The organism is Streptomyces sp. SID4985, from assembly GCF_009863025.1.
In the GTDB taxonomy this organism is placed as follows: domain Bacteria; phylum Actinomycetota; class Actinomycetes; order Streptomycetales; family Streptomycetaceae; genus Streptomyces.
Window position 1 is genome coordinate 1 of the sequence record NZ_WWIR01000423.1, and the last position, 20,291, is coordinate 20,291.

Annotated in this window: 20 protein-coding genes and 1 pseudogene; 11 read left to right on the forward strand and 10 right to left on the reverse strand. The window is 70.8% G+C overall.

All coding sequences use genetic code 11. From position 1 onward, the window contains the following. Nucleotides 1–1,070 precede the first annotated feature (1,070 nt). Entirely contained in the window at nt 1,071–2,297 is a 1,227-nt protein-coding gene (locus tag GTW40_RS18410; RefSeq protein WP_161181292.1) for a cytochrome P450, read from the forward strand. Nucleotides 2,298–2,347: 50 nt separating this feature from the next. Here GTW40_RS18410 and GTW40_RS18415 read toward each other — a convergent pair whose 3' ends face one another. From GTW40_RS18415 to GTW40_RS18435, 5 genes are all read right to left on the reverse strand, one after another. Continuing rightward, nucleotides 2,348–3,613: a cytochrome P450 gene (locus tag GTW40_RS18415; RefSeq protein ID WP_161181293.1), complete on the reverse strand. Its 1,266-nt coding sequence runs from the start codon at nt 3,611–3,613 to the stop codon at nt 2,348–2,350. Beyond that, nucleotides 3,610–4,224 carry an ATP/GTP-binding protein gene (locus tag GTW40_RS18420; RefSeq protein WP_161181294.1) on the reverse strand — a complete coding sequence of 205 codons (615 nt, stop codon included), beginning with the start codon at nt 4,222–4,224 and terminating at the stop codon, nt 3,610–3,612. The genes GTW40_RS18415 and GTW40_RS18420 overlap by 4 nt, the downstream gene beginning before the upstream one ends. Then, nucleotides 4,205–4,552, reverse strand: coding sequence for a DUF742 domain-containing protein (locus tag GTW40_RS18425; protein ID WP_161181295.1), 348 nt, complete (start codon nt 4,550–4,552; stop codon nt 4,205–4,207). Before GTW40_RS18425 ends, GTW40_RS18420 begins: the two co-directional genes overlap by 20 nt. Next, on the reverse strand, nt 4,549–4,968 hold the full coding sequence (locus GTW40_RS18430) for a roadblock/LC7 domain-containing protein (protein ID WP_161181307.1): 420 nt from the start codon (nt 4,966–4,968) through the stop codon (nt 4,549–4,551). Before GTW40_RS18430 ends, GTW40_RS18425 begins: the two co-directional genes overlap by 4 nt. A gap of 122 nt (nt 4,969–5,090) precedes the next feature. Next, nucleotides 5,091–6,854 (reverse strand): ATP-binding protein, encoded by a 1,764-nt coding sequence (locus GTW40_RS18435; protein ID WP_202486079.1) that lies wholly within the window; start codon nt 6,852–6,854, stop codon nt 5,091–5,093. Nucleotides 6,855–7,425: 571 nt separating this feature from the next. On the opposite strand from GTW40_RS18435, the gene GTW40_RS18440 reads away from it, so the two are divergent. The 6 genes from GTW40_RS18440 to GTW40_RS18465 all read left to right on the forward strand — a co-directional run bounded on the left by GTW40_RS18440 (nt 7,426) and on the right by GTW40_RS18465 (nt 10,908). Further along, the gene (locus GTW40_RS18440; protein ID WP_161181296.1) at nt 7,426–7,818 is read left to right on the forward strand and encodes a hypothetical protein; all 393 of its coding nucleotides are present in this window, start codon (nt 7,426–7,428) and stop codon (nt 7,816–7,818) included. Between the two features lie 71 nt (nt 7,819–7,889). Next, nucleotides 7,890–8,519, forward strand: coding sequence for a SigE family RNA polymerase sigma factor (locus GTW40_RS18445; RefSeq protein WP_161181297.1), 630 nt, complete (start codon nt 7,890–7,892; stop codon nt 8,517–8,519). Continuing rightward, nucleotides 8,516–8,854, forward strand: a complete 339-nt coding sequence (locus GTW40_RS18450; protein WP_161181298.1) for a hypothetical protein — start codon at nt 8,516–8,518, stop codon at nt 8,852–8,854. Before GTW40_RS18445 ends, GTW40_RS18450 begins: the two co-directional genes overlap by 4 nt. Nucleotides 8,855–8,977: 123 nt before the next feature. Then, nucleotides 8,978–9,895 (forward strand): AraC family transcriptional regulator, encoded by a 918-nt coding sequence (locus GTW40_RS18455; protein WP_161181299.1) that lies wholly within the window; start codon nt 8,978–8,980, stop codon nt 9,893–9,895. A gap of 201 nt (nt 9,896–10,096) precedes the next feature. Continuing rightward, on the forward strand, nt 10,097–10,450 hold the full coding sequence (locus GTW40_RS18460) for a beta/gamma crystallin domain-containing protein (protein WP_161181300.1): 354 nt from the start codon (nt 10,097–10,099) through the stop codon (nt 10,448–10,450). Between the two features lie 68 nt (nt 10,451–10,518). Beyond that, nucleotides 10,519–10,908, forward strand: coding sequence for a beta/gamma crystallin domain-containing protein (locus tag GTW40_RS18465; protein ID WP_161181301.1), 390 nt, complete (start codon nt 10,519–10,521; stop codon nt 10,906–10,908). Nucleotides 10,909–11,297: 389 nt separating this feature from the next. On the opposite strand, the gene GTW40_RS18470 is transcribed toward GTW40_RS18465, so the two are convergent. Beyond that, nucleotides 11,298–12,242, reverse strand: coding sequence for a helix-turn-helix domain-containing protein (locus GTW40_RS18470; RefSeq protein ID WP_161181302.1), 945 nt, complete (start codon nt 12,240–12,242; stop codon nt 11,298–11,300). Nucleotides 12,243–12,352: 110 nt separating this feature from the next. On the opposite strand from GTW40_RS18470, the gene GTW40_RS18475 reads away from it, so the two are divergent. Continuing rightward, the gene (locus tag GTW40_RS18475; RefSeq protein ID WP_161181309.1) at nt 12,353–13,291 is read left to right on the forward strand and encodes an NADP-dependent oxidoreductase; all 939 of its coding nucleotides are present in this window, start codon (nt 12,353–12,355) and stop codon (nt 13,289–13,291) included. A gap of 193 nt (nt 13,292–13,484) precedes the next feature. On the opposite strand, the gene GTW40_RS18480 is transcribed toward GTW40_RS18475, so the two are convergent. The 4 genes and pseudogenes from GTW40_RS18480 to GTW40_RS18495 form a co-directional block, all read right to left on the reverse strand. Next, nucleotides 13,485–14,183 carry a DUF4232 domain-containing protein gene (locus GTW40_RS18480; RefSeq protein WP_161181303.1) on the reverse strand — a complete coding sequence of 233 codons (699 nt, stop codon included), beginning with the start codon at nt 14,181–14,183 and terminating at the stop codon, nt 13,485–13,487. A gap of 183 nt (nt 14,184–14,366) precedes the next feature. After that, nucleotides 14,367–15,070: pseudogene (locus tag GTW40_RS18485) on the reverse strand (IS5 family transposase); the annotation flags it as partial. An 82-nt stretch (nt 15,071–15,152) separates the two neighbouring features. Then, nucleotides 15,153–16,118 carry an SDR family NAD(P)-dependent oxidoreductase gene (locus GTW40_RS18490; protein ID WP_161181304.1) on the reverse strand — a complete coding sequence of 322 codons (966 nt, stop codon included), beginning with the start codon at nt 16,116–16,118 and terminating at the stop codon, nt 15,153–15,155. Nucleotides 16,119–16,224: 106 nt separating this feature from the next. Next, a complete protein-coding gene (locus GTW40_RS18495; protein ID WP_161181305.1) occupies nt 16,225–16,869 on the reverse strand; it encodes a dihydrofolate reductase family protein in 645 nt (214 codons plus the stop codon). Nucleotides 16,870–17,094: 225 nt separating this feature from the next. Here GTW40_RS18495 and GTW40_RS18500 point away from each other — a divergent pair, with 225 nt between their 5' ends. From GTW40_RS18500 to GTW40_RS18510, 3 genes are all read left to right on the forward strand, one after another. After that, nucleotides 17,095–17,451, forward strand: coding sequence for a hypothetical protein (locus tag GTW40_RS18500; protein ID WP_202486081.1), 357 nt, complete (start codon nt 17,095–17,097; stop codon nt 17,449–17,451). A 298-nt stretch (nt 17,452–17,749) separates the two neighbouring features. Continuing rightward, nucleotides 17,750–19,099 carry a hypothetical protein gene (locus GTW40_RS18505; RefSeq protein WP_202486082.1) on the forward strand — a complete coding sequence of 450 codons (1,350 nt, stop codon included), beginning with the start codon at nt 17,750–17,752 and terminating at the stop codon, nt 19,097–19,099. A gap of 155 nt (nt 19,100–19,254) precedes the next feature. Beyond that, entirely contained in the window at nt 19,255–20,253 is a 999-nt protein-coding gene (locus GTW40_RS18510) for a hypothetical protein (RefSeq protein ID WP_161181306.1), read from the forward strand. The last annotated feature ends 38 nt before the right edge of the window (nt 20,254–20,291 follow it).

Sequence of the window (20,291 nt, forward strand, 5' to 3'; positions counted from 1 at the left end):
GTGCCTCCCGAAGTGGTGAACATCTGCTGTCGGTTCTCGTGAACAGAGCCACGCTTCGAGATAGCTCCGCAGCGGACTGCGTTCCTGGTCGGGGACGGCGTCGTAGCCCTCCGCCATGGCAGAGGTCAGGAGAGCCCGGTCAAAGGACCTCTTGTTGCGCCGACCAGAGCAGGGCGCGTTCAGGCAAGACCAGGAACCCTGGTAGACCGCGCGGCCTCCTCCGTGCTGCTCAGGGCTGAACAGACTGCGGCGACCAGATGATCCCGGGGATCCGCCTCGCTCGCCCGCGAGGCTGGATGGCCCGACACCGACCCGGCACTGTCCGTCGTGACGCTCGTTTGACGCTCTGGGTCCCTTCAAGCTGCACATTAAGCCGAGAATGCGCCTCTGACCTGGTCCTTTCTGTGGCTTGCTCAGGCCGACATCTTTCCGATGACGCATCACGTCGAGTGCGTGGTGATTCTGGAACCTGCCGAAAAGGGCTGCTGACCTGCGGTTTTAGCTGGTGCGCATTAGGGGTGTCCTGACGCTCATTCCGATGGGTCATCAGGTGGGCTGAAGGGCTGTTCAAGTGGCCTGTCGGTGTTGGGCTACCGATGTCACGGCGCCTGGCTTCTGTTGTGGGCGGGGCGTCCGAAGGCAAGTCACGACCGGCGCGGGCGAGGTTCGCTTCGGTATGGCCGTACCCGATGGGGGTGCCAGGACCAGCGGCGTACTTTGCCGCGCCCGCTCGGCGCCCTAACGGAAAGGCCCGCGCGGGCGTCCGACGGCCGGGCTGATGCCCTGGCGTGGCTGTCCTCCATGCTCGAAGCTGCCGCGGAGGCGGTGATGAGCGATGAGCACCTGCCGTGCGGGCTCTTGGCCCAGCCGCATCGGCTCATGGTTCTCGGAACCCTGCACCTTCGGCGAGAGACCGCTTCGTCGCTCTGGCCGTGCACCCCCCTTTCGGGACGACCGGTATCCGGTCAAGACGAACACGGTGCGCCACTCGATGCCTTGAGGGTCTGTCATGACTGACGGATGATCAATAGCCTTACGGAACACGCGATTCCCGGTCTCGACGGAGCATCATGACCACTGCGGCACAGATACCCGACATCCTCTCGCCCGAGTTCGCGGCGGACCCGTACCCGGCCTACCGGCTGATGCGGGAGTCCGCGCCCCTCATCTGGCATGAGGCGACGCAGAGTTACATCGTCTCGCGGTACGAAGATGTCGAACGCGTCTTCAAGGACAAGGACGGGGAGTTCACCACCGACAACTACGACTGGCAGATCGAGCCGGTCCACGGCAAGACGATCCTCCAGCTCAGCGGCCGTGAGCACGCCGTGCGCCGGGCTCTGGTCGCCCCCGCCTTCCGCGGCCGGGACCTGCAGGAGAAGTTCCTGCCCGTCATCGAGCGCAACTCGCGCGAACTGGTCGACGCCTTCCGGCAGTCCGGTTCCGCCGATCTCGTCGCGGACTACGCGACCCGCTTCCCGGTCAACGTGATCGCGGACATGCTGGGCCTTGACAAGGCCGACCACGCCCGCTTCCACCGCTGGTACACGACCGTCATCGCCTTCCTCGGCAACCTGTCCGGCGACCAGGAGGTGGCCGCGGCCGGCGAGCGTACCCGCGTGGAGTTCGCGGAGTACATGCTGCCGGTCATCCGCGAGCGCCGCGAGAACCTCGGCGACGACCTGCTGTCGGTGCTGTGCGCCGCCGAGGTCGACGGGGTGCGGATGAGCGACGAGGACATCAAGGCGTTCTGCAGCCTGCTGCTCGCCGCCGGGGGTGAGACCACGGACAAGGCGATCGCCAGCATCTTCGCCAACCTGCTGAGCCACCCCGACCAGCTCGCCGCTGTTCGGGCCGACCACAGCCTGATCCCGCGGGCGTTCGCGGAGACCCTGCGTTTCACCCCGCCGGTGCACATGATCATGCGGCAGTCCGCGACCGAGGTGAAGCTCAGCGGCGGCACCATCCCGGCCGGGGTCACCGTCACCTGCCTGATCGGCTCGGCCAACCGGGACGAGAGCCGCTACCGCGAGCCCGACCGCTTCGACATCTTCCGCGAGGACCTCACCGCCACCAACGCCTTCTCCGCGGCCGCCGACCACCTGGCGTTCGCGCTGGGCCGGCACTTCTGCGTGGGCGCGCTGCTCGCCAAGGCGGAGGTCGAGATCGGCGTCGCACAGCTGCTGGACGCCATGCCGGACCTGCGCTTCGCGGACGGCTTCGACCCGGTCGAGCAGGGCGTGTTCACCCGCGGCCCCCAGGCCCTCCCGGTGCGGTTCACCCCCGCCACCGCCTGAGCCGTGCCGCGCCGCTGGGCCCTTCCCGCGAGGGCCCAGCGGGCCACCGGCTAGCCGTCTACCGGCGTGAACCGCACCGGCAGGGTGGTCAGCCCCCGCATCCAGATGGACGACCGCCAGGTCAGCGTGTGCGGGTCCACCGCGAGCACCAGGTCGGGCAGCCGCTCCAGCAGCGTCTCCACGGCGGTGCGCGCCATGACGTCCGCGAGCAGCGGGGCCGGGTACGGGCAGCGGTGCTCACCGTTGCTGAACGACAGGTGCGCGGCGTTCTCCGCGCCGACATGGCCCGCGGGCCAGAGACTCGGGTCGGTGTTGGCGGCGGCCAGCCCGAGGACCAGGCAGTCTCCGGCCTTGATCCGGCGGCCGCCGAGCTGGGTGTCGCGTACCGCCCAGCGGCCGATGAAGTTCTGGGTGGGCGTGTCGAGCCAGAGCACCTCGTTCAGCGCCTCGCCCACGCTGACCCGGCCGCCGGACACGCTGAGTTCGAACCGCTCGTCGGTGAGCAGCAACCTGAGCGCGTTGCAGATCCAGTTGGCGGTGGGCTGCTGCGCGGCGGCGATGACCGAGATCAGGTCCTGGACGATCTCCTCGTCGCTGAGCCCCGCCGGGTGCAGCACCATCCGCGAGGTGACGTCTTTGCCGGGGGCGGCCCGCTTGTCCTGGACCAGCCGCACCAGCCGTTCGCCGACGCGTCCGTAGGCCGCCACCGGGTCGTCGCCCTCGGCCGCGTCCAGGGAGATCCTGAGGTCGTCCACGAGCTGCTGGGTGTCCGCGCCCGAGAGCGGCATGCCGCACACCTGCACCACGGCCCGCATCGGCAGGGCGTGCGCGTACGACGACATCAGCTCGGCCTGGCCGCTCCCGGCGAACCCGGCGATCAGCTCGTCGGCGATCAGCTCGCAGTCGCGGGCCAGCTCGAACTGGTCCACCCCGGACAGCGCTTCGGTGATCACCCCGGCCCGGCGCCGGTGCTCCTCGCCCTCGGTGAACAGCACCGAGGGCTGGTAGCCGACGAAGGGCATCAGCGGCCAGTCGGGCGGGATGTTGTCCCACTGGTTCCAGCGCCGCGAGTCCCGCGCGAACAGCTCGTCGTGGCTGGTGACTTGGGCGACCTCGTGGTAGCCGAGCACCAGCCAGGCCGGGATGTCGCCGTCCAGCAGGACCGGCGCGACCGCGCCGTGCTCGCGGCGCAGCGTCCGGTACATCTGCGACGGCGTCTGCTGGTACTCCAGGCCCGCCAGGCGCACCGCGTCGGTGTGGGCGGGGCAGCCGGGCGGCGGTGCCTGCTGCGCGGAGAAGGGGCCGGGGTCGGTCACGGGGTCGCCTCCTGGGCGGTGGCCAGCGTGTACACATGGTCCACGAGAGTGATCAGCACGTCCTTGCCCGACTGCCGGACCCGTGCGTCGCAGTCGACCATCGGCACGTGATCGGGCAGCGCGAGGGCCTGCCGGATCTCGTCCAGGGAGTAGTGGTCCGCGTCGTCGAACCGGTTGACGGCCACCACGAAGGGCGTGCCGTGGTGTTCCAGCCGGTCTATCGCGTACCAGGAGTCGTCCATCCGGCGGGTGTCCACGAGGACGACGGCGCCGAGGGTGCCGGAGAAGAGCCGGTCCCACAGGAACCAGAAGCGCTTCTGGCCCGGCGCGCCGAACAGGTACAGCACCATGGTGTCGTTGAGGCTGATCCGGCCGAAGTCGAAGGCGACGGTGGTGGTCGACTTCGCGGCGACGCCACTGGTCTCGTCGATGCCGACGCCGGCCTCCGTCATCACCTCCTCGGTGTTCAGCGGCCGGATCTCGCTCACGGAGCGGACGAGGGTCGTCTTGCCCACGCCGAATCCGCCCACGACGACGATCTTCAGACCGGTTTCCGCCGCGTCGGCCAGTGGCGTGCGGTGGGCGGGCAGCTCAGAGATTGCGGAGCCCATGGAGCACTTCCTTGAGAAGGGCGGGATCGGGGAGCAAGGGGTTCACGGGTGGGTGCCGTGCGGTGATGCGGCCGGTGTCGAGGAGGTCGGCGAGGAGGATCCGCACGACCATGATCGGCAGTTCCAGTTCGGCGGAGATCTCCACCACCGAGGTGGGGTGCCGGCACAGGGTCAGGATGCGGGAGTGCTCCGACTGCATGCCCGTGGTCGGCTGGCACTCCGCGACGATCAGGGTGACCAGGTCCAGGGTGTCGTCGACGCTGCTGCGCCCGTTCGTGACCGTGTAGAGCCGGTCGGGGGCACCGGTGTCCACCGGCTTGCGGGTCACGACGGGGTACTCCCCTGGAGCGGCTGCCGGGGCGCGGCCCGCAGATGCTCGCCGATCTTGTCGACCAGCCCGGTCATCTCCTCGCCGAGGCGGCCGGGGTCGGCGTCCTCGGCGGCGACGACCGCGAGGTGCGCGCCCTCACCGGCGCCGACGATGCAGAGCAGGCCGCCGTGGAAGGCGGTCATGGCGTGGAGCACGCCGCCGGTGCCGTCCCCGAACTCCACGGACGCGCCGTGGGACAGGGCCTGGAGGCCGGAGCAGATCGCGGCGAGCTGGTCGGCCTGATCCGCGGCCAGGTCGGGGGTCCAGCACAGCTTGAGGCCGTCGCGTGAGAGGACCAGAGCGTGCCGGGCACCGGGCGTCTGGTCCAGCAGGTTCTGCAGCAGCCAGACGAGGCTGTTGTCGGTGGTCTGCATGATGGGTGATGGGACGGTGGTGTCCGGCTGATCGGTCACCGGCCCGTTCCTCCAATCTCATGGGCACGAGGGGGGCGTGGCTGCCGGGCGCGGGCCCGGCGGGGCATTTTTTGGGGAGGGGGCTAACCGGCGGTCGGCGGCTCGGGGTCGGGTCGGCCGCCCAGGGTGTCGCCCGAGGACTTGCGCGAGCGGTGGAAGGCGCCGAAGCGGGAGCCGACGTCGTGCGCGGGCCGCTTGCGGGGCGGGGTGGGCTTGCTCGCGGGGCGCTGGGCGCGCTCGGCGTCGCTCATGGTGCGGCCGGGTTTGCGGACGGGGAGCCCGTTCGGGGTGGCGTCGGTGGGCGCGGAGGCGGGCGCGGCGGCGGGCGGTTCGTGCCGGGTCTGCTCGGGGACTTCCCGAAGGATCACGGGGGGATCGGGGCGTACGTGAGCCTCCGTGACGGGCGCCTCGACGACGGGGGCGGGCGTCGGCGTTTCGGGCGCGGGGACCGGCCGGACGGTGGCCGCCCGGGCCGCCTCCCGCTGCGCGGGCCACGGGTCGCGTTGCTGCGCGACGAGGCGCCGGGGCAGCAGGACGACCACGCCGGTGCCGCCGCGCGAGGAGGGGCGGTAGCTGACGTTGATCCGGTACTTGAGCGCGAGCAGTCCGACCACGGCGAGGCCCAGCCGGGTGCCCTGGAGGGAGGCGAGGTCGGCCATGCTGCCCGCCACCGCGCCCTCGGCATGCTCCATCGCCGCCTCGGACATGGTCAGTCCGCTGTCCTCGACGGTGACGACGATCCCGGCCCGGTGCTCCTCGACGTAGACGTGGACCTCGTCGGTGGGCGGGGAGAAGTTGGCCGCGTTGTCGATCAGTTCGGCGAGGAGGTGCATCACGCCTTCGGCGGCGAACCCGGAGATGGCGGCCTGGGAGGTGAAGTGCAGCCGGACCCGCTGGTAGGCGGCGATACGGCCGATGGCGCCCCGGAGGATGCTCTCCATCCGGATCGGCTTGTTCCAGGTACGGCTGGTCTTGCCGCCCATGAGCAGCGCCAGCCGGTCGGCGATCAGCACGAGCTGGGAGGTCCTGTGGTCCAGCCTCATCAGGTCGCCGAGCAACGTGCCGTCGTGTTCGTCCTGCATCGCCCGCAGGTCGGCCAGCATGCTGACGGCCTTGGCCTGGACCCGGCTGAGCGCCTTGGTGGAGGCGATCCGGGCACCACCCGCGCGCCGCTCGCTGCGCGCCAGCTCGCGGATGAACAGCTCGCCCAGGTCGTGCATCAACGGCACTCGGGGCAGAGTGAGTTCACCCAGGACCGTGTTGGCCGAGCGGCCCTCGGCGAGGCGGGCGACGGCGGCGGGCAGCGTCTCCCGCGTGAGCCGGTCGGCTTCGGCCAGGATCTCGTTCAGCGTCTCCTGGGTTTCCCGGGATTCCTTGTCCGCGGCGGCCGCGCGGCCCACGGCCTCCTCCAGGGCGCCGGCGGAGAGGTGGGCGAGCCTGCGCAGGTTCTGGTCGTTGGGCATCGACACGCCCGCGAGCGCGTCGGCGGCGGCGCTGCCGGTCAGCACCAGGTTGTGCAGGGAGGGCAGCGTCACGTTGACCAAGTGGCCGGTCTGCGCGGCGGTTTGCTGCGCCTGCGTGCGGAGCCGGTCGTTCTCGGCGGCCTGGGTGGCGGCGGCGAGCCTGGCCCGGCGGACGAGGAGGTGTCCGACGAGCACCGCGACGGCGACGCACGCCCAGCCCGCGCCCGCCACGACGAGCGTCCATCCGCGGGTGCCGGACGGCGCCACCCCGACCGCGACGCCCGCGGCCACGGCGGTCACCGCCACCACGGCCGCGGGCACCGCCCACGAACTGCGCTGAACGGCCGTCGAGCGGTGTTGCACGGACGGTGCAGGAACTGACATTCCGCGGTCCCTCGGTCTGCGAGCAGAAGAATCGGCGACCGAACGCCTCGATCGCGGTCCGGAAACGGCCGCCTCGGAGGAAGGCGATCTTCCAGTCCGGTTACGCCGACATGCTAGTCACACCGGAGTGCGCCACGTTCCGAATGGCCCTCCCTGGACACCCGGACCTGAAGTCGTCGTGAAGCAGCCATGATGACGGCGGGCCGTGATAAGGGGCCGTCCAGGCTGCACCGCTGGTGGCAGGCCCGGAACGACCCCATGCGCCCCCGATACGCCGCCGCCGGAGTAGCTGCCGCGAACCCCTCCCGAGGCGTCAACCCCCTCGGAAGAGGACCCTTTCCAGCCAACCGGCGGCCGCCAACGAGCCCTTGGCGTCGCCCTGGCCGAATCGTGTCCGGTGGCTTGGGCGTCGGCGAGGGTCGCGGCGAGCGCGGAATTTCTCCAGGACCGCGACAACCTCGGATGGGGCCGCACGTCTGGTGGGGTGAAGGGCGGTTACAGGGACGGGATTTCCGGTCCTGGTGCTGCCCGACCGTCAGCGTTGTCTCTCCACTCTCTGGAGTCGTTTCCCATGCGGCACATACGTCCCAAGAAGTCGAACCGTTCCCTGCGCACCTGGGTGCTGGGTTCGGCCGCCGGTCTCGCCCTGGTGGCGGGCGGCGGCATCGCCGCCCAGGCGGCCACCGCCGGCCAGCCGCACCCGGCCAAGTCGGCACCGGCCGACCCGAAGCCCGTGCCGTCCACCCCGGGCACGCAGACCTCCGGCGACACCGACCCGACGCCGGTCCCCGGTGACGCGAACGGCAAGCCGTACCCGCAGCCCGTGCCCTCCACCCCGGGCACGCACGCCTCCACCCACACCGACCCGACGCCGGTCCCGGGCGACGCGAACGGCAAGCCCTACCCGCAGCCCGTCCCCGGCGATGCGAACGGCAAGCCCTACCCGGGTCACACCAGCCGCTGAGCCGCCGACCATAGGTGAGGCGGGGCCGGTCCGGAGCCGGCCCCGCCGCACTCCTGATGTGAACGAGGACGATGCAGCTCACCCTTGCTCTGCCCTGGTGGGCCCGGCTCCTGCGCCGCGCCGGAACCACCCCGTCGCCGCCGTCGAGCGCGCCGCACCCCGGCCGACGATTCCGGACCCTGCGTTCGGTGGCCGACCAGGACGGCGAGGAGGATTCCCCCACACTCGCCGATCTGTACCGGACCCGGCGGCTCGACATGGTCCGGCTGGCGGCCTTCCTGGTGGACGACCTGCACACCGCCGAGGACGTCGTCCAGGACGCCTTCGCCGCCGTCTGCCGTCGGCACGGCGAACGGCTGGACAACGTCCAGGACGCGCACGCCTATCTCCACACCGCGGTGGTCAACGCCGCCCGCTCGGTGCTGCGCCGACGGCGCACCGCGCGCGCCTACACCCCGCCGTACCAGGGCCCGGGGGCGCCGGTCGACGAGCCGCTGCTGCTCGCGGAGGAGCACCGGCAGGTCTTCGACGCGCTGGCGCGGCTCACCGAGCGCCAGCGCGAGGTACTGGTCCTGCGTTACTGGTCCGACCTGAGTGAGGCGCAGATCGCCGGGACCCTGGGAGTGTCCCGTGGGACCGTCAAGTCGACCGCGAGCCGCGCGCTCGCCACGCTGGAGAAGCTTTTGGAGGGGGACCGATGACGGATCCGGCGCCGATCGAGGAACGACTGCGTGCCGCGCTCGAAGCGCGCGGGCGGCTCATCAGCGCCCATGACCTGTCACCGGCCCGCCCGCCCGCCGGAAGAACCTGGGGCACACGCCGGACGCGGCGGATGCTGTCCTTCGCCGTCGCGGCTGCCGCGGCGGCCGCGGCCGCCGTCGTCTTCCTGCTGTCCTCCAACCCCCCGGACCACCTCCGCCCGGCACCACCCGCACGGCAGTCCCACCCCACCGTCGCCCCCACCCCGACCGCCCCGCACCCGGTGCCTTCCACCGACCCGAACCCCGTGCCCTCCGCCATCCCGTCCGGCCCCTAGGGGAGTACGGCCGTACCGGCGTTGCCAGCCGTGAGGTGCCCTCGGCCGGGTCGGCCTGATCCATGTCGACACCGCGCCGTCGGCGCCAGTGACCGTCCTCCGACAACACCAAGAGGAACCCACGTGCCCGCGTCCCTCGCGTTCGACCTGGCACCGTATGCCGACATCGATGAAGCTCAGTACGTACAACGTGGCTACTGCAGTTGGAGCGACGCGGGTTGGCGATCGCTGCTGGTCCAGAGTTTTGTGCATGTCCGCCAAGTCGAGGACTTCCTGCTGCCCGGAACGTCCGACCTGCATCTCGTGCTGTGCACCGGTGGGGAAGCGATGATGCGGGTCGGCTCCGGAGGGACATCCACCAGGCGGCGTTGGAGGCCCGGCCGACTCGAACTCATGGTGCCCGGCCAGTCGACAGTGCGCAGCTACACAGCGGCGTCGGTCATGTCCACCATCCAGGTGCACATACGGCGGACCGATATCGAGCAGGCCGCGCACGGGCTGGAGAAGCCCGCTGTCGACTTCGAGGCGTTGTCCGCCGAACTGAGCGCGGGCGACCCGGTCGTCGAACACCTTGTCCGGTCCTTGCCGGCCAACCGGGACGCGGGGGACCTGTACGCCGAGTCGGCCGCGACGTTCCTCGCGACGCATCTCATGTCCCGGGGCCGTACACCGCGTGTGTCCGGACCCGAGCACGCCGCGGTACGCAAAGGCATCGGCATCATGCGGGACCGCCTGGCCGAACCGCTCACCCTCGCCGAGATCGCGGCCGAAGCGCACCTCAGCGTGTACCACTTCGTACGTGTCTTCCGGGACGCCACGGGCCAGACGCCCCGCCGGTATCTCACCCGGCTCCGTATCGAACTCGCCCAGCGACTGCTGTCGGAAACAGACCTCACCATTCAACAGATCACCGAGCGATGCGGCTTCGCCACACCCAGCGCTCTGTCATCGGCATTCCTGCGTCAGGTCGGCGTCCGGCCCTCCGCCTATCGTCAGGCGACCGCTGAGCAGCCCAACGTTATCGGCCCGAGGTCGCCCTGACCCGGTCGAAGTGACCATTCGGATGGCCAACTGCCCCTGGGACACCGCAATATCGGACTGCTCGAGCAGCAATCTGACGCATGTTCACGTGTCATGGAGAGATCATAAAATTCGAATGCGCCTCAAGCCGCGATGCGGATAAGGGGTGCACGCGAACTCGTCACCGAAGAAAGGATCTCTTCAGTGCAGAGGAAGAAATTCATGTCCACCATTGCCCTTGCGGGGGCCGTGGCGGCTGCGCTCACCGTACTGGGGCCGGTTTCCAACGCCTCCGCCGCGAGCAAGGTGCCCTGCACCCCGGATCAGGGCTATCTCAAGATCTGGGACCACATCGGGATCATCCCCAGTCAGGAGGTGACCTGCTGGGCCGTGGCCGGGACCATCAGCCTGATCAAGGACCACGGCGTAGGGGATACCTGGATCGATCGAATCCAGACGGGCAACAACGACGTGGTCCTCTACGACTGCAACGGTTCCCAAACCCGTTTCAATCGATGGACGGACACCCTCTTCCCGAACCGTCCGCCGCACGCCTGCGCCATAGTCATTCTGTAACGCGGCGCAGCACGCTTGCGCGCGGAACGAAGGCACCGGAGCGCCACCATCGGAAATGAGGCACTGTTTTGCCTGTCAAGACGAAAATCACCCGCAGACTGACTGTGCTCTTCGCGGCGGCCATCGCGCTCGTCGTATCCGGCCCGACCACGAACAGCTTCGCCAGCAGTTACACCGTGCCGGAGAGCGGCAACATCAGCGAGGTCACCTGTGTCGACGGGAAGGGCTTCCTGAAGATCTGGTACCACAACAGTGCCAGCCACGTGCGTTGCTACGCGAACGCGGGCGTCCTCTGGATGAACGCGCCGGACCGGGGGGACTGGTTCGACAGAGTCCAAACCGGAAACAACGACGTCTGGCTCTATGACAGGAACGGGGACATAGTGTCGCTCCCTCGATGGACCGACACCGTATTCCCCAACCGTCCGCTGGACATCATCGAAATCCGAATCCTGTGAACACCGGGCGTTCGACGGTGCCGCGCCTCTTGTAGCCGTCCTCTCCAAAATCCGGTCGGCCGTCCGCCGCGTGAGCCCCTGCGCAGGCGGGCGGCCTGGTCGTCGTGGCTGACGGCGTACAGGGCTGTCCGGGCGGAGACGCGCCAGGTGAACAGGCCGTCGGCTACGTCGACGACATCAACTGGGCGCTGACCAAGAACGATCCGGACAGGTGTCCGTCGTCGTCTCAGCCATGCCTCCATCCTTGGCGGGCGTGGCACGGCGGGCGATCATGGCAGCCCCCGGTTCGGGGGTTCGGGAAACCGAACCTGTGTCGGCGGGGGAGAAGTCGCACGGACCCGGAGTTACGACATGGGCAGGGACTGGCTCCGTCGCGCCCCGCGCCGCCCCTACGCCACCCCGCGAAACGTCCGCCGGTACGCCACCGGCGTCACGCCGATCGTCGCGTGCAGGTGTTCCCGCAGGGAGGTGCCCGTGGCGAAGCCGACCTGGGTCGCGATGTCGTCCACCGGGAGGTCCGTGGTCTCCAGCAGGTGACGTGCGCGGTCGACGCGTCGCTGGATCAGCCAGCGGCCCGGACTCGTGCCGACCTCCTCGGTGAAGCGGCGCGCGAAGGTGCGCACGCTCATCCGGGCGTGTGCGGCCAGCTCCGCGAGCGAGAGGGGTTCGTCCAGCCGCTCCAGCGCCCACTGGCGAGTGGCCGAGGTGCCGTGGGCGGACTCCTCGGGCACCGGGCGCCGGATGTACTGCGCCTGGCCGCCGTCCCGCCACGGCGGTACGACACACGCGCGGGCCACCTCGTTGGCGACGGCCGCGCCGTGATCCTTCCGTACGACGTGCAGGCACACGTCGACCCCCGAGGCCGCGCCCGCCGAGGTGAGGATGTCGCCGTCGTCCACGAACAGCACGTCCGGGTCGAGCGCCACCCGCGGGTACCAGGAGCGGAAGAGGTCGGCGAGGGCCCAGTGCGTGGTGGCGGGGCGGCCGTCGAGCCGTCCGGCGGCGGCCAGCACGAAGGCGCCGGTGCAGATGGACACGATCCGCGCGCCGGACGGCACCGCCGCGAGCGCCTCGCCGGCCTTCGGCGGCAGTTCGCGGGTGAGCCGCTGGAGGTCGAACGGCGGCAGCACCACCGTGTCCGCCGTCGCCAGCACCTCGGGCCCGTGGCCGACCGTCACCGAGAAGTCGGAGTTGGTGGCGACGGGGCCGCCGTCCGCCGAGCAGGTCAGCACCTCGTAGCGGTCCCCGGCCGAACCGAAGACCCGGCTGGGGATGCCCAGCTCGAAGGGGTACACCCCGTCGAGGGCGAGGACGACGACACGGTGAGCAGTCATGGCGCGATCCCGGTGGAAGTGGTGGCACGATCCCGTTGAAAGATGGCTTTCATGCCATGGTACGCGCGGACGGCTCCGGCGAACCTGGACGTATGACGAATCACGCCACCATGCGCGCCATCAGCCAGGACGAGTACGGCACCCCCGAGGTCCTCAAGGAGACCGAGCTGCCCCGCCCCCAGCCGGGCCCGAGCGAGATCCTGGTCTCCGTCCGCGCCGCCGGTCTCAACCCCACCGACTGGAAGCACCGCGCCCACCGCGTCTTCCTCGACCGGCTCCCCCTCGTCCTCGGCTGGGACGTCTCCGGCGTCGTGGAAGCGGTCGGCTACGGCGTGACCCTCTTCAAGCCCGGCGACGAGGTCTTCGGGATGCTGCCCTACCCGCACGGCGTCGGCGCCCACGCCGAGTACGTCACCGGCCCCGCCCGCGCCTTCACGCACAAGCCCGCCTCGATCGACCACGTCCAGGCGGGGGCGCTGCCGCTGGCCGCGCTCACCGCTTGGCAGGCGCTCGTGGACACCGCGCAAGTCCGGCCCGGTCAGCGGGTGTTGGTGCATGCCGCCGCCGGTGGGGTCGGTCACCTCGCCGTACAGATCGCCAAGTCCCTCGGGGCGTACGTGATCGGCACGGCGAGCGCGCCGAAGCACGAGTTCCTGCGGTCGCTCGGCGCGGACGAGGTGATCGACTACCGCTCCGTCGACTTCCGGGACGCCGTGCGGGACGTGGACATGGTGCTGGACCTCATCTCCGGTGACACGCGCGGCCGTTCGCTCGACGTACTGCGCCCCGGCGGCGTGCTCGTCTCCTTGCTGCCCGGCACCGATCCTGAGGAGGGGGCGAAGGCCGCGGCCCGTGGAGTGCGGGTGGAGACGCTGCTCGTGGAGGCCGACCAGGCGGGGATGAAGGCGGTCGCCGAACTGGCGGCCTCCGGCGCGCTGCGGGCCCACATCGAGGAGGTGTTCCCGCTGGCGGAGGCGGCGAAGGCGCATGCGCTGGGGGAGACGGGGCGGACAACTGGGAAGATTGTGCTGGTGGTTGACGCGTCCTGATGGGCCCTGGCAGGTCCTGACGGGCCTGACGGAGGTTCCAGGGGCGGCGTCTCTCCGGGGCTCGCGTCGACGGTGGGGCCAGGACGTTTCGTTCGGATCATCTGATCGTTGCTCTGGGTGTGCCGTTAAGCGACGGGCAGTGGACGCGGATCGAGCCGTTGTGGCCGGGCCGGACGCCCAAGCGGGGGCGGGGTCAGCCGGCCGGTGAGTCGCTGACCTTGCCCACCGGGCTGAGTTCCATCTTCCCGTCGTCGTTGCCGTCGGTGACGGCGAGCGTGCCCGCCGGCCACTTCAAGGTGAAGGGCTCGACCTCGTTCGGGGGCGTCACCACCATGTCGGTCAGCCGCACGCCGGAGCCGCCGCTGTTGTTGACCGGGTACGTGATGTTGAAGGCGGCGGTATCGCCCTCCTTGAGGATCTGCGGCACGGCCTGCTCGCCGTTGCGGTCCACGGAGAAGGTGTCGCCCAGGGACGTCTTGATATCGACACCCGGGAAGCCGCTGATGCGACAGTCGGCGCTGCCGAAGTTCTTGAAGGTGACGGTGACGACGCCGTTCGTCTCGTCCGTGGTGTTGTTGGCGGCGGTGGCGTCGAGCACGCCGGAGCGGCACATGTCGACCTTGCCCTCGCCGCTGTCACCGTTGCCGGTATCGGCGCCCTGGCTGCTCCCGCCGGTGCCGGTGCCGGTGCCCTGTCCGCTCCCGCCGGTGCCGGCGCTCTGGTCCGCCCCGCCGGTGCCGCCCGCCTTGTCCGCCGACGCGGTGGGGCTGGCCTGCGTGCTGCCCGACACGTTGTCGACGCCGTTGCAGGCGGTGAGGGCGAGGGCGAGAACGGCGGTGAATGCTGCGCCGATGGTGGCGGTGCGCTTGCGGGAGCGGAACGTCGTACGCATGTGAATTCCCCGAGTGTATGGCGGTCGAGTACGGAGGTGCAGTCGCGGCCCGGAACGCGCGGCGAGCCGCTACCCCGCTTGGCCTGCTGACACTTGAAGCATCCCGCCCGCCGCTCACGTTTGGCTAACGCCTCGCTTACGTCCCGCTGCCGTCCCTCGACACGGCGGCACCCGCCCTCGTCTCGCTTCACGGTCGAAGGTCGGCGGGCGGCCGCCGGACCGGCCTCTCCCTTTGCGCTTGGCTACCTGGTCGGCGGGTTGCGGGATCACTGCCCGGATGCCGCGCCGTCGCAGGAGGGCCCGGATCGCGCGGGACGAATACGCCTTGTCGGCGAGGATCGCATCCGGTGTGGTGCTGGGCCGGCCGATCGGCCGCGGCACCCGCAGGCGGGCCATGATTCCGGGGAACACGGGCGCATCACCGGCCTGGCCGGGCTTGAGGACGAAGGCGAGCGGGCGGCAGCGGCTGTCGGCGGCGAGGTGGATCTTGGTGGTCAGTCCGCCGCGGGACGGTCCGAGGGCGTGGTCGTCCGGCTCACCGTCCGGGGCCCCTTTTGACGGGCCCCGGCGGCGTGCTGACGAGCGCGGACGATCGTGGAGTCGACAGCGATGACCCAGTCGAGATCGCCTTCGGCGTCGGCCTGGGCGAGCAGGGCGGTGAAGACCCTCTCCCAGGTACCGTCGGCAGCCCACTTCCGCGGCCGGTTGTGGGCGCCTTTCCACGACCCGAAGCGCTCGGGCAAGTCCGTCCACGGCGTCCCGGTGCGGTACTTGAACGCGATCGCGTCGATCACCTGTCGGTAATCCCGCCACCGCCCACCCCGCCGAGGGGTCCGGTCCGGCAGCAGCGGCTCGATCCTCGCCCACTGGGCGTCAGTCAACGACACACATCAACCAACGATCAGATGATCCGAAGGAAATGGCCTAGCCGCCACCGTCGACGCGAGCCGGAGTGTCCCGGAAAGGGGCCTACTTGGCGAACGCGTTCACGCCCGTCAGTTCCGCCGACAGCTCCCACAGCCGCGCCGCCTGCTCGGGGTCGGTGGCCCAGGACTTCACTCCGGCCCAGGCGCCGTCCTCGGGTGCGGGTTCGGCGATGTCGCAGTCCTCGAGGTAGAGGCCGCCGAGGCTGTCGAGCTGGGGGGAGACGGCGGCCCAGACCTGGGTGGCGGCACCCTGTTCGGGCGTCTTGAAGCCGGACGGGTTCAGGGGGTTGCCCTGTTCGTCGATCCAGCCGCGTTCGACCATCTCCTCCTTGGCGAGGTGGCGCTGGAGCGGGGTCATGATGCCGCCCGGGTGGAGGGAGAAGGCACGGACTCCGGAGTCGCGGCCGAGCTGGTCGAGGTGGACGGCGAACAGGGCGTTCGCCGTCTTGGCCTGGCCGTACGCCTGCCACTTGTCGTAGCCCTCGCGCCACTGGACGTCGTCCCAGCGGACGGGGGAGAGGTGGTGGCCGCGCGAGGACACGGACACCACCCGGGCGCCACCCTCCGCGAGCGCCGGCCACAGCCGGTTGACCAGGGCGAAGTGGCCGAGGTGGTTGGTCGCGAACTGGGCCTCCCAGCCGGGGCCCACCCGGGTCTCCGGGCACGCCATGATCCCGGCGCTGTCGATCAGGATGTCCACGGTGCGGCCGGAGGCCAGGAACCGCTCGGCGAAGCCTCGAACGCTCTCCAGGTCACCGAGGTCCAACTCGTCCACCTCGACGCCGTCGAGGTCTGCCAGGGCTTCCCGGGCCGTGTCGGTCCGGCGCGCCGGCACGACGACCTCGGCGCCCGCCTTCACGAGCGCGCGGGTCGTCTCCAGACCGATGCCCGAGTAGCCACCGGTGACGATCGCGAGCTTCCCGGTGAGGTCGATTCCCCGCAGAACCTCGTCGGCGGTGGTGTCGGCGCCGAAACCCGATCCGATCTTGTGCTGTGCAGGAGTGCTCATGCCGGGAACGCTACGAATTCGAGTGCGCTCGAAGTCAAGCGGGACACCCGGAATCCAGAACATCCCGGGATCGGCTCCGACCCCTTGCGTTGTCAGAGGACGCCCGCTACTTCCGCCAGAACAAGTGGTGCGTCACCCCGCTCGGGCTCGGTACGACGTCCAGGTGGAAGCGGTCCAGGAGGTCGTCCGGGGAGTCCCACAGGCGCAGGCCGTGGCCGAGTTTCACGGGGGAGACCGTCACATGCAGGGTGTCGACCAGGTCGGCGTCGAGGAACTGCCTGATGGTCGAGACGCCGCCGCCGAGCCGGACGTCCTTGCCCTGCGCGGCCTCCCTCGCCTGGGCCAGGACGGTCGCGGGGTCGCCCGACACGAAGTGGAACGTGGTGTCCGAGAGCGTGAGCGGGGGACGCTCGTGGTGGGTCAGGACGAAGACCGGGGTGTGGAACGGGGGTTCGTCGCCCCACCAGCCGCGCCACTCGTCGTCCTGCCAAGGCCCGCGCACGGGGCCGAACTTGTTGCGGCCCATGATCTCGGCGCCGATGTTCCGCGCGTAGTCCCGGGTCAGATAGTCGTCCAGGCCCCGGCTGCCGCCGGGCTCGGTGCGCATGGGCCAGCTGGCCGTCGCGCCCGCCCAGGCGAACAGCCGCCCGGGATCGACGTGGCCGAACGGCCGCTCCAGGGTCTGATCCTCCCCGGCGCCGATCCCGTCGCTCGAGACGTTGAAGTTCTGGACCCGCAGTAGCTGAGTCATGCGTTCCCTTCCTGGGCGGGAGCCGAAGCCGGCGGTTCGCCGACGGGGCTTGGACTGTGTGGAACGACAGAAATCATCGGGTGGGTACGGAGCCCCTACTCCCGACGGACAGGCACAGGAGAAACAGGCCCGCCGTGATCATTGCTCCCCCGTGAATTCCGGGCGATTTCCGATTCGGCGTCGAAAATCTGTTTCAATTATGGATCGGGGGACAGGCGCAGCACCATGAATACCGAGAACAAGAACACCCGGAATTCGCCCGTCAATGGCGTCAAGGAGGCGGCGCGCGAGGCGACGCAGTCCACGGCCTCCGGTGTCCAGTCGGCCGGGCAGGCCGCCCAGCGCGTGAGCCGGGCCGCGGCCGTCGGTCTGCAGAGCGGGCGGCAGGCCGTGACCGCCAACGCCGCCAAGGCCGCGGAGGCCGCCGGGTCGGCGTGGACGGTCGTCAAGCACCGCAAGGCGATCGCCGCCGGAACCGCGGCGGCCGTTGCGGGGGTCGCCGGAGCGGCCTTCGCGATAGGCCGTTCGACGGCCAGGACCCAGGCGGGGCCCCTGCCCCGGCTCACCGGCGGCCGTATTTGAAAGCCCCGAGTCGACGGCCGCATCTGAGGGCCCCGCGCCGGGGGCCGTACCTGAGGGCCCCGAGTCGACGGCCGTACCTAAGAGCCCCGCGCCGGGCCGCGTCCCAGAGCCCCTACGGCAAGGCCGGTCCCGCCGATCCGGCGGCGGGACCGGCCTTGCCGCGCCACGCACCCCGTGTCCCCAACTTCCTCTCAAGAAGCATGAGTTGACTACAACCTTCCGCCCCCACCACCCGTCCAACCCCCGCCCGGTGCCGATCATGGTGCCGGGTTCTCTCCTGTCCCAGTTGGGGGAAGTCATGAGTTCTGTCTCCGTCGGGCGTGTGCTGCGTCGCGGGGCGTGTGCGGGAGCCGTGGGGGCGCTGGTCGTCGCCGGGCTCGGTGGTGGGTTCGCCTTCGCCGACGGCGAGCCGCAGACCGATCAGTTGTGGATCCAGGCGCCGTACGACCACGCGGTGACCGTCGCGCCGGAGGGCGGGGCCGCGCAGTACCGGTCGCTCGCGCTCGGGCTCTACCACGACAACGGCAACTTCACCGTGACCGACGGCAAGTTGACCGTGGACGCCTCCCGGCTCGCCGGGGTCGCCGAGGTGGCGTGGCCCGACAACTGCGCGCCGGACGCGGCCGGGACCGTCGCGGTGTGCGACACCGGGGACGTGCCGCTCCACTCCGGCAGGCAGCTGTCGCTGAAGGTACGGGCCGTCGCCGGTGCCGCCGTAGGGGCCCAGGGCACCATCGAGTACTCCGCCGAGGCCACCGGCGGACCCGACGGCACGCTCGTCGCCCCGGAGCACTCCTGGGAGACCGCCGTCACCGTCGGCTCCGGCCCGGACCTCGGTGTCACCGAACCGCGGGACCTCGACGGCGTCGCGCCGGGCACCACCCTCACCGTGCCGTTCTCCGTCACCAACACCGGCAACGAGACCGCCCACGGTTTCAGCGTGCGGCTGTGGGCGACGTACGGCCTCGACGTCGTCACCCGCTACCCGCAGTGCACGTACACCGGCCCGGACGACGGTGGCACATACTCCACCATGACGTACGTGACCTGCGCCTTCGACACCGACGTCGCGCCCGGCGCGAGCGTGGAGCTGCCGGAGCCGCTGCGGCTCGCCGTCACCGGGCACGCGCTGAACGAACGGTTCGACTATGAGGTGGAGCCCGGCGGCGACGTCACCGACCTCGACGGCTCGGACAACGGCCGCTCCTGGCACATCAAGGCCGACAACACCGCCGACTTCGCGGTGTACGGCACCGAGGTCGCCGGTGCGGCCGGTGACACCGTGACCGCCGCGTTCCGCTTCGCCAACCACGGCCCGGCCTGGGTCGGCGACGTCGTCTCCGGCGACCCCGTGGCCGTGCTCGACTTCTACCTCCCGGAGGGCACCACCGCCACGTCCGTGCCCGGCACCTGCCACACGGCCTGGAAGTCCGGCGACGACCCGGCCGTCGGCCACTACGCCTGCAACCTGCCGATGACGGCCAAGCCGGACGCGGAGGCATCCTTCCCGTTCCAGCTGCGGATCGACCGCGTCGTCCCGGACGCGACGGGCCGCGTCGTGGCGCGGCCGTCCTACGGCACGTCCTTCGCCTTCGACCCGGACACGGAGAACAACTCGGCGACAGTGATCGTCAACCCGTCCGCCTGACGACGGGAGAGGGGAGCGCGCCCGCGCGACTCGGGGCGCGCTCCCCTCGGTCACCTCTGTCGCGTCGTCCCGTACCCGCCGCATGTCGATCCACCCCACCGGGAAGAAACCGGACAGCCGCAGCGGGCGCCGACGCGCCGGGGAAGGGGGCCGCGATGTCGCGAGGGGTGGGGGCGCGGGGCGGGGTGGTTCTCCTGGCGTACGGGGGGTTGCTCGGCGGTACGGCGGTGGGGGTGTGGGGTGCCGCGCTGCTCGTCGCGGGGTTCCGGCTGGAGGGGGCGTACGGGCAGCGGATCGGCGCGGTCCTGGTGGTCGGGGCGGTGATCCTCGCCGTCGGGGAGGTCGCCGACCGGCTGTTCGCGCTGCTGACCCGGGGGCCGAGGCGCCGGGTGCGGGACGGGTGGCGGCGGTTGCTGGAGGCGGACTTCGACGACGACCCGTTTCCATACGACACGTCCGACACGTTCGGCGCCGGGCTCGGGCGGCTGATGACGCTGGGGTTCGCGGGACTCGTGTGGGGGCTGGTCCGCGACACGGCGGGGACCGCGCTCGGGCTGTGGGCCGGGGTGCGGCTCGCGGCCGCCGTCGGACTGCCGGTCACGGTGACCGGGTTCTGGACGACCGCACTCGCGGGAGTCGTCGCGGCGGGGCTGCGGCCCGTCGCCGCGGCCGTGCTGCGCACACCGTTCTCGTTCTCCCGGCGGGCCGCTCGGGCGAACGTGCTCACAGTGTTCTGGTACGCGGCGAACACCGCCGGGCTCGCGCTCGCCGCGTTCGCCCTGGACGCCGTGGCCGTCGCACCGGCACCGGCCGCCCGTCAGGCGCTGCTGCTCGCGGCGGTTGCCGGACTCGTGCTGCTGGCACCCCGGTTCACTCTGCGACTGCCGCTTCCCGGGGCGGCGTCCGTGGTTCTGATCGCCGTACGCGCCCTGGTGCTGTGGGCCGTGCTGCAGGCGGCGGAACTCCTGCACCCGGGTCTGCGCATCGCCGGTTTCTGGCCGTTGGTCGCTACGGCCGCGCTGATGTGGGCGCTGGAGTGGCCGATGCGGCTGTCCGAGGCACGCGCCGAGGCCGCGCGACAGCCACCGGCGCCTCCGCCGGTGGACCCGTTCGCGCACCATCCGCCGTTCCCGCACTCGCCTTGGATGCCGTGAGCGCCGTCGGGGAGCGCGGATCGTGGCCGTCGCCGCCG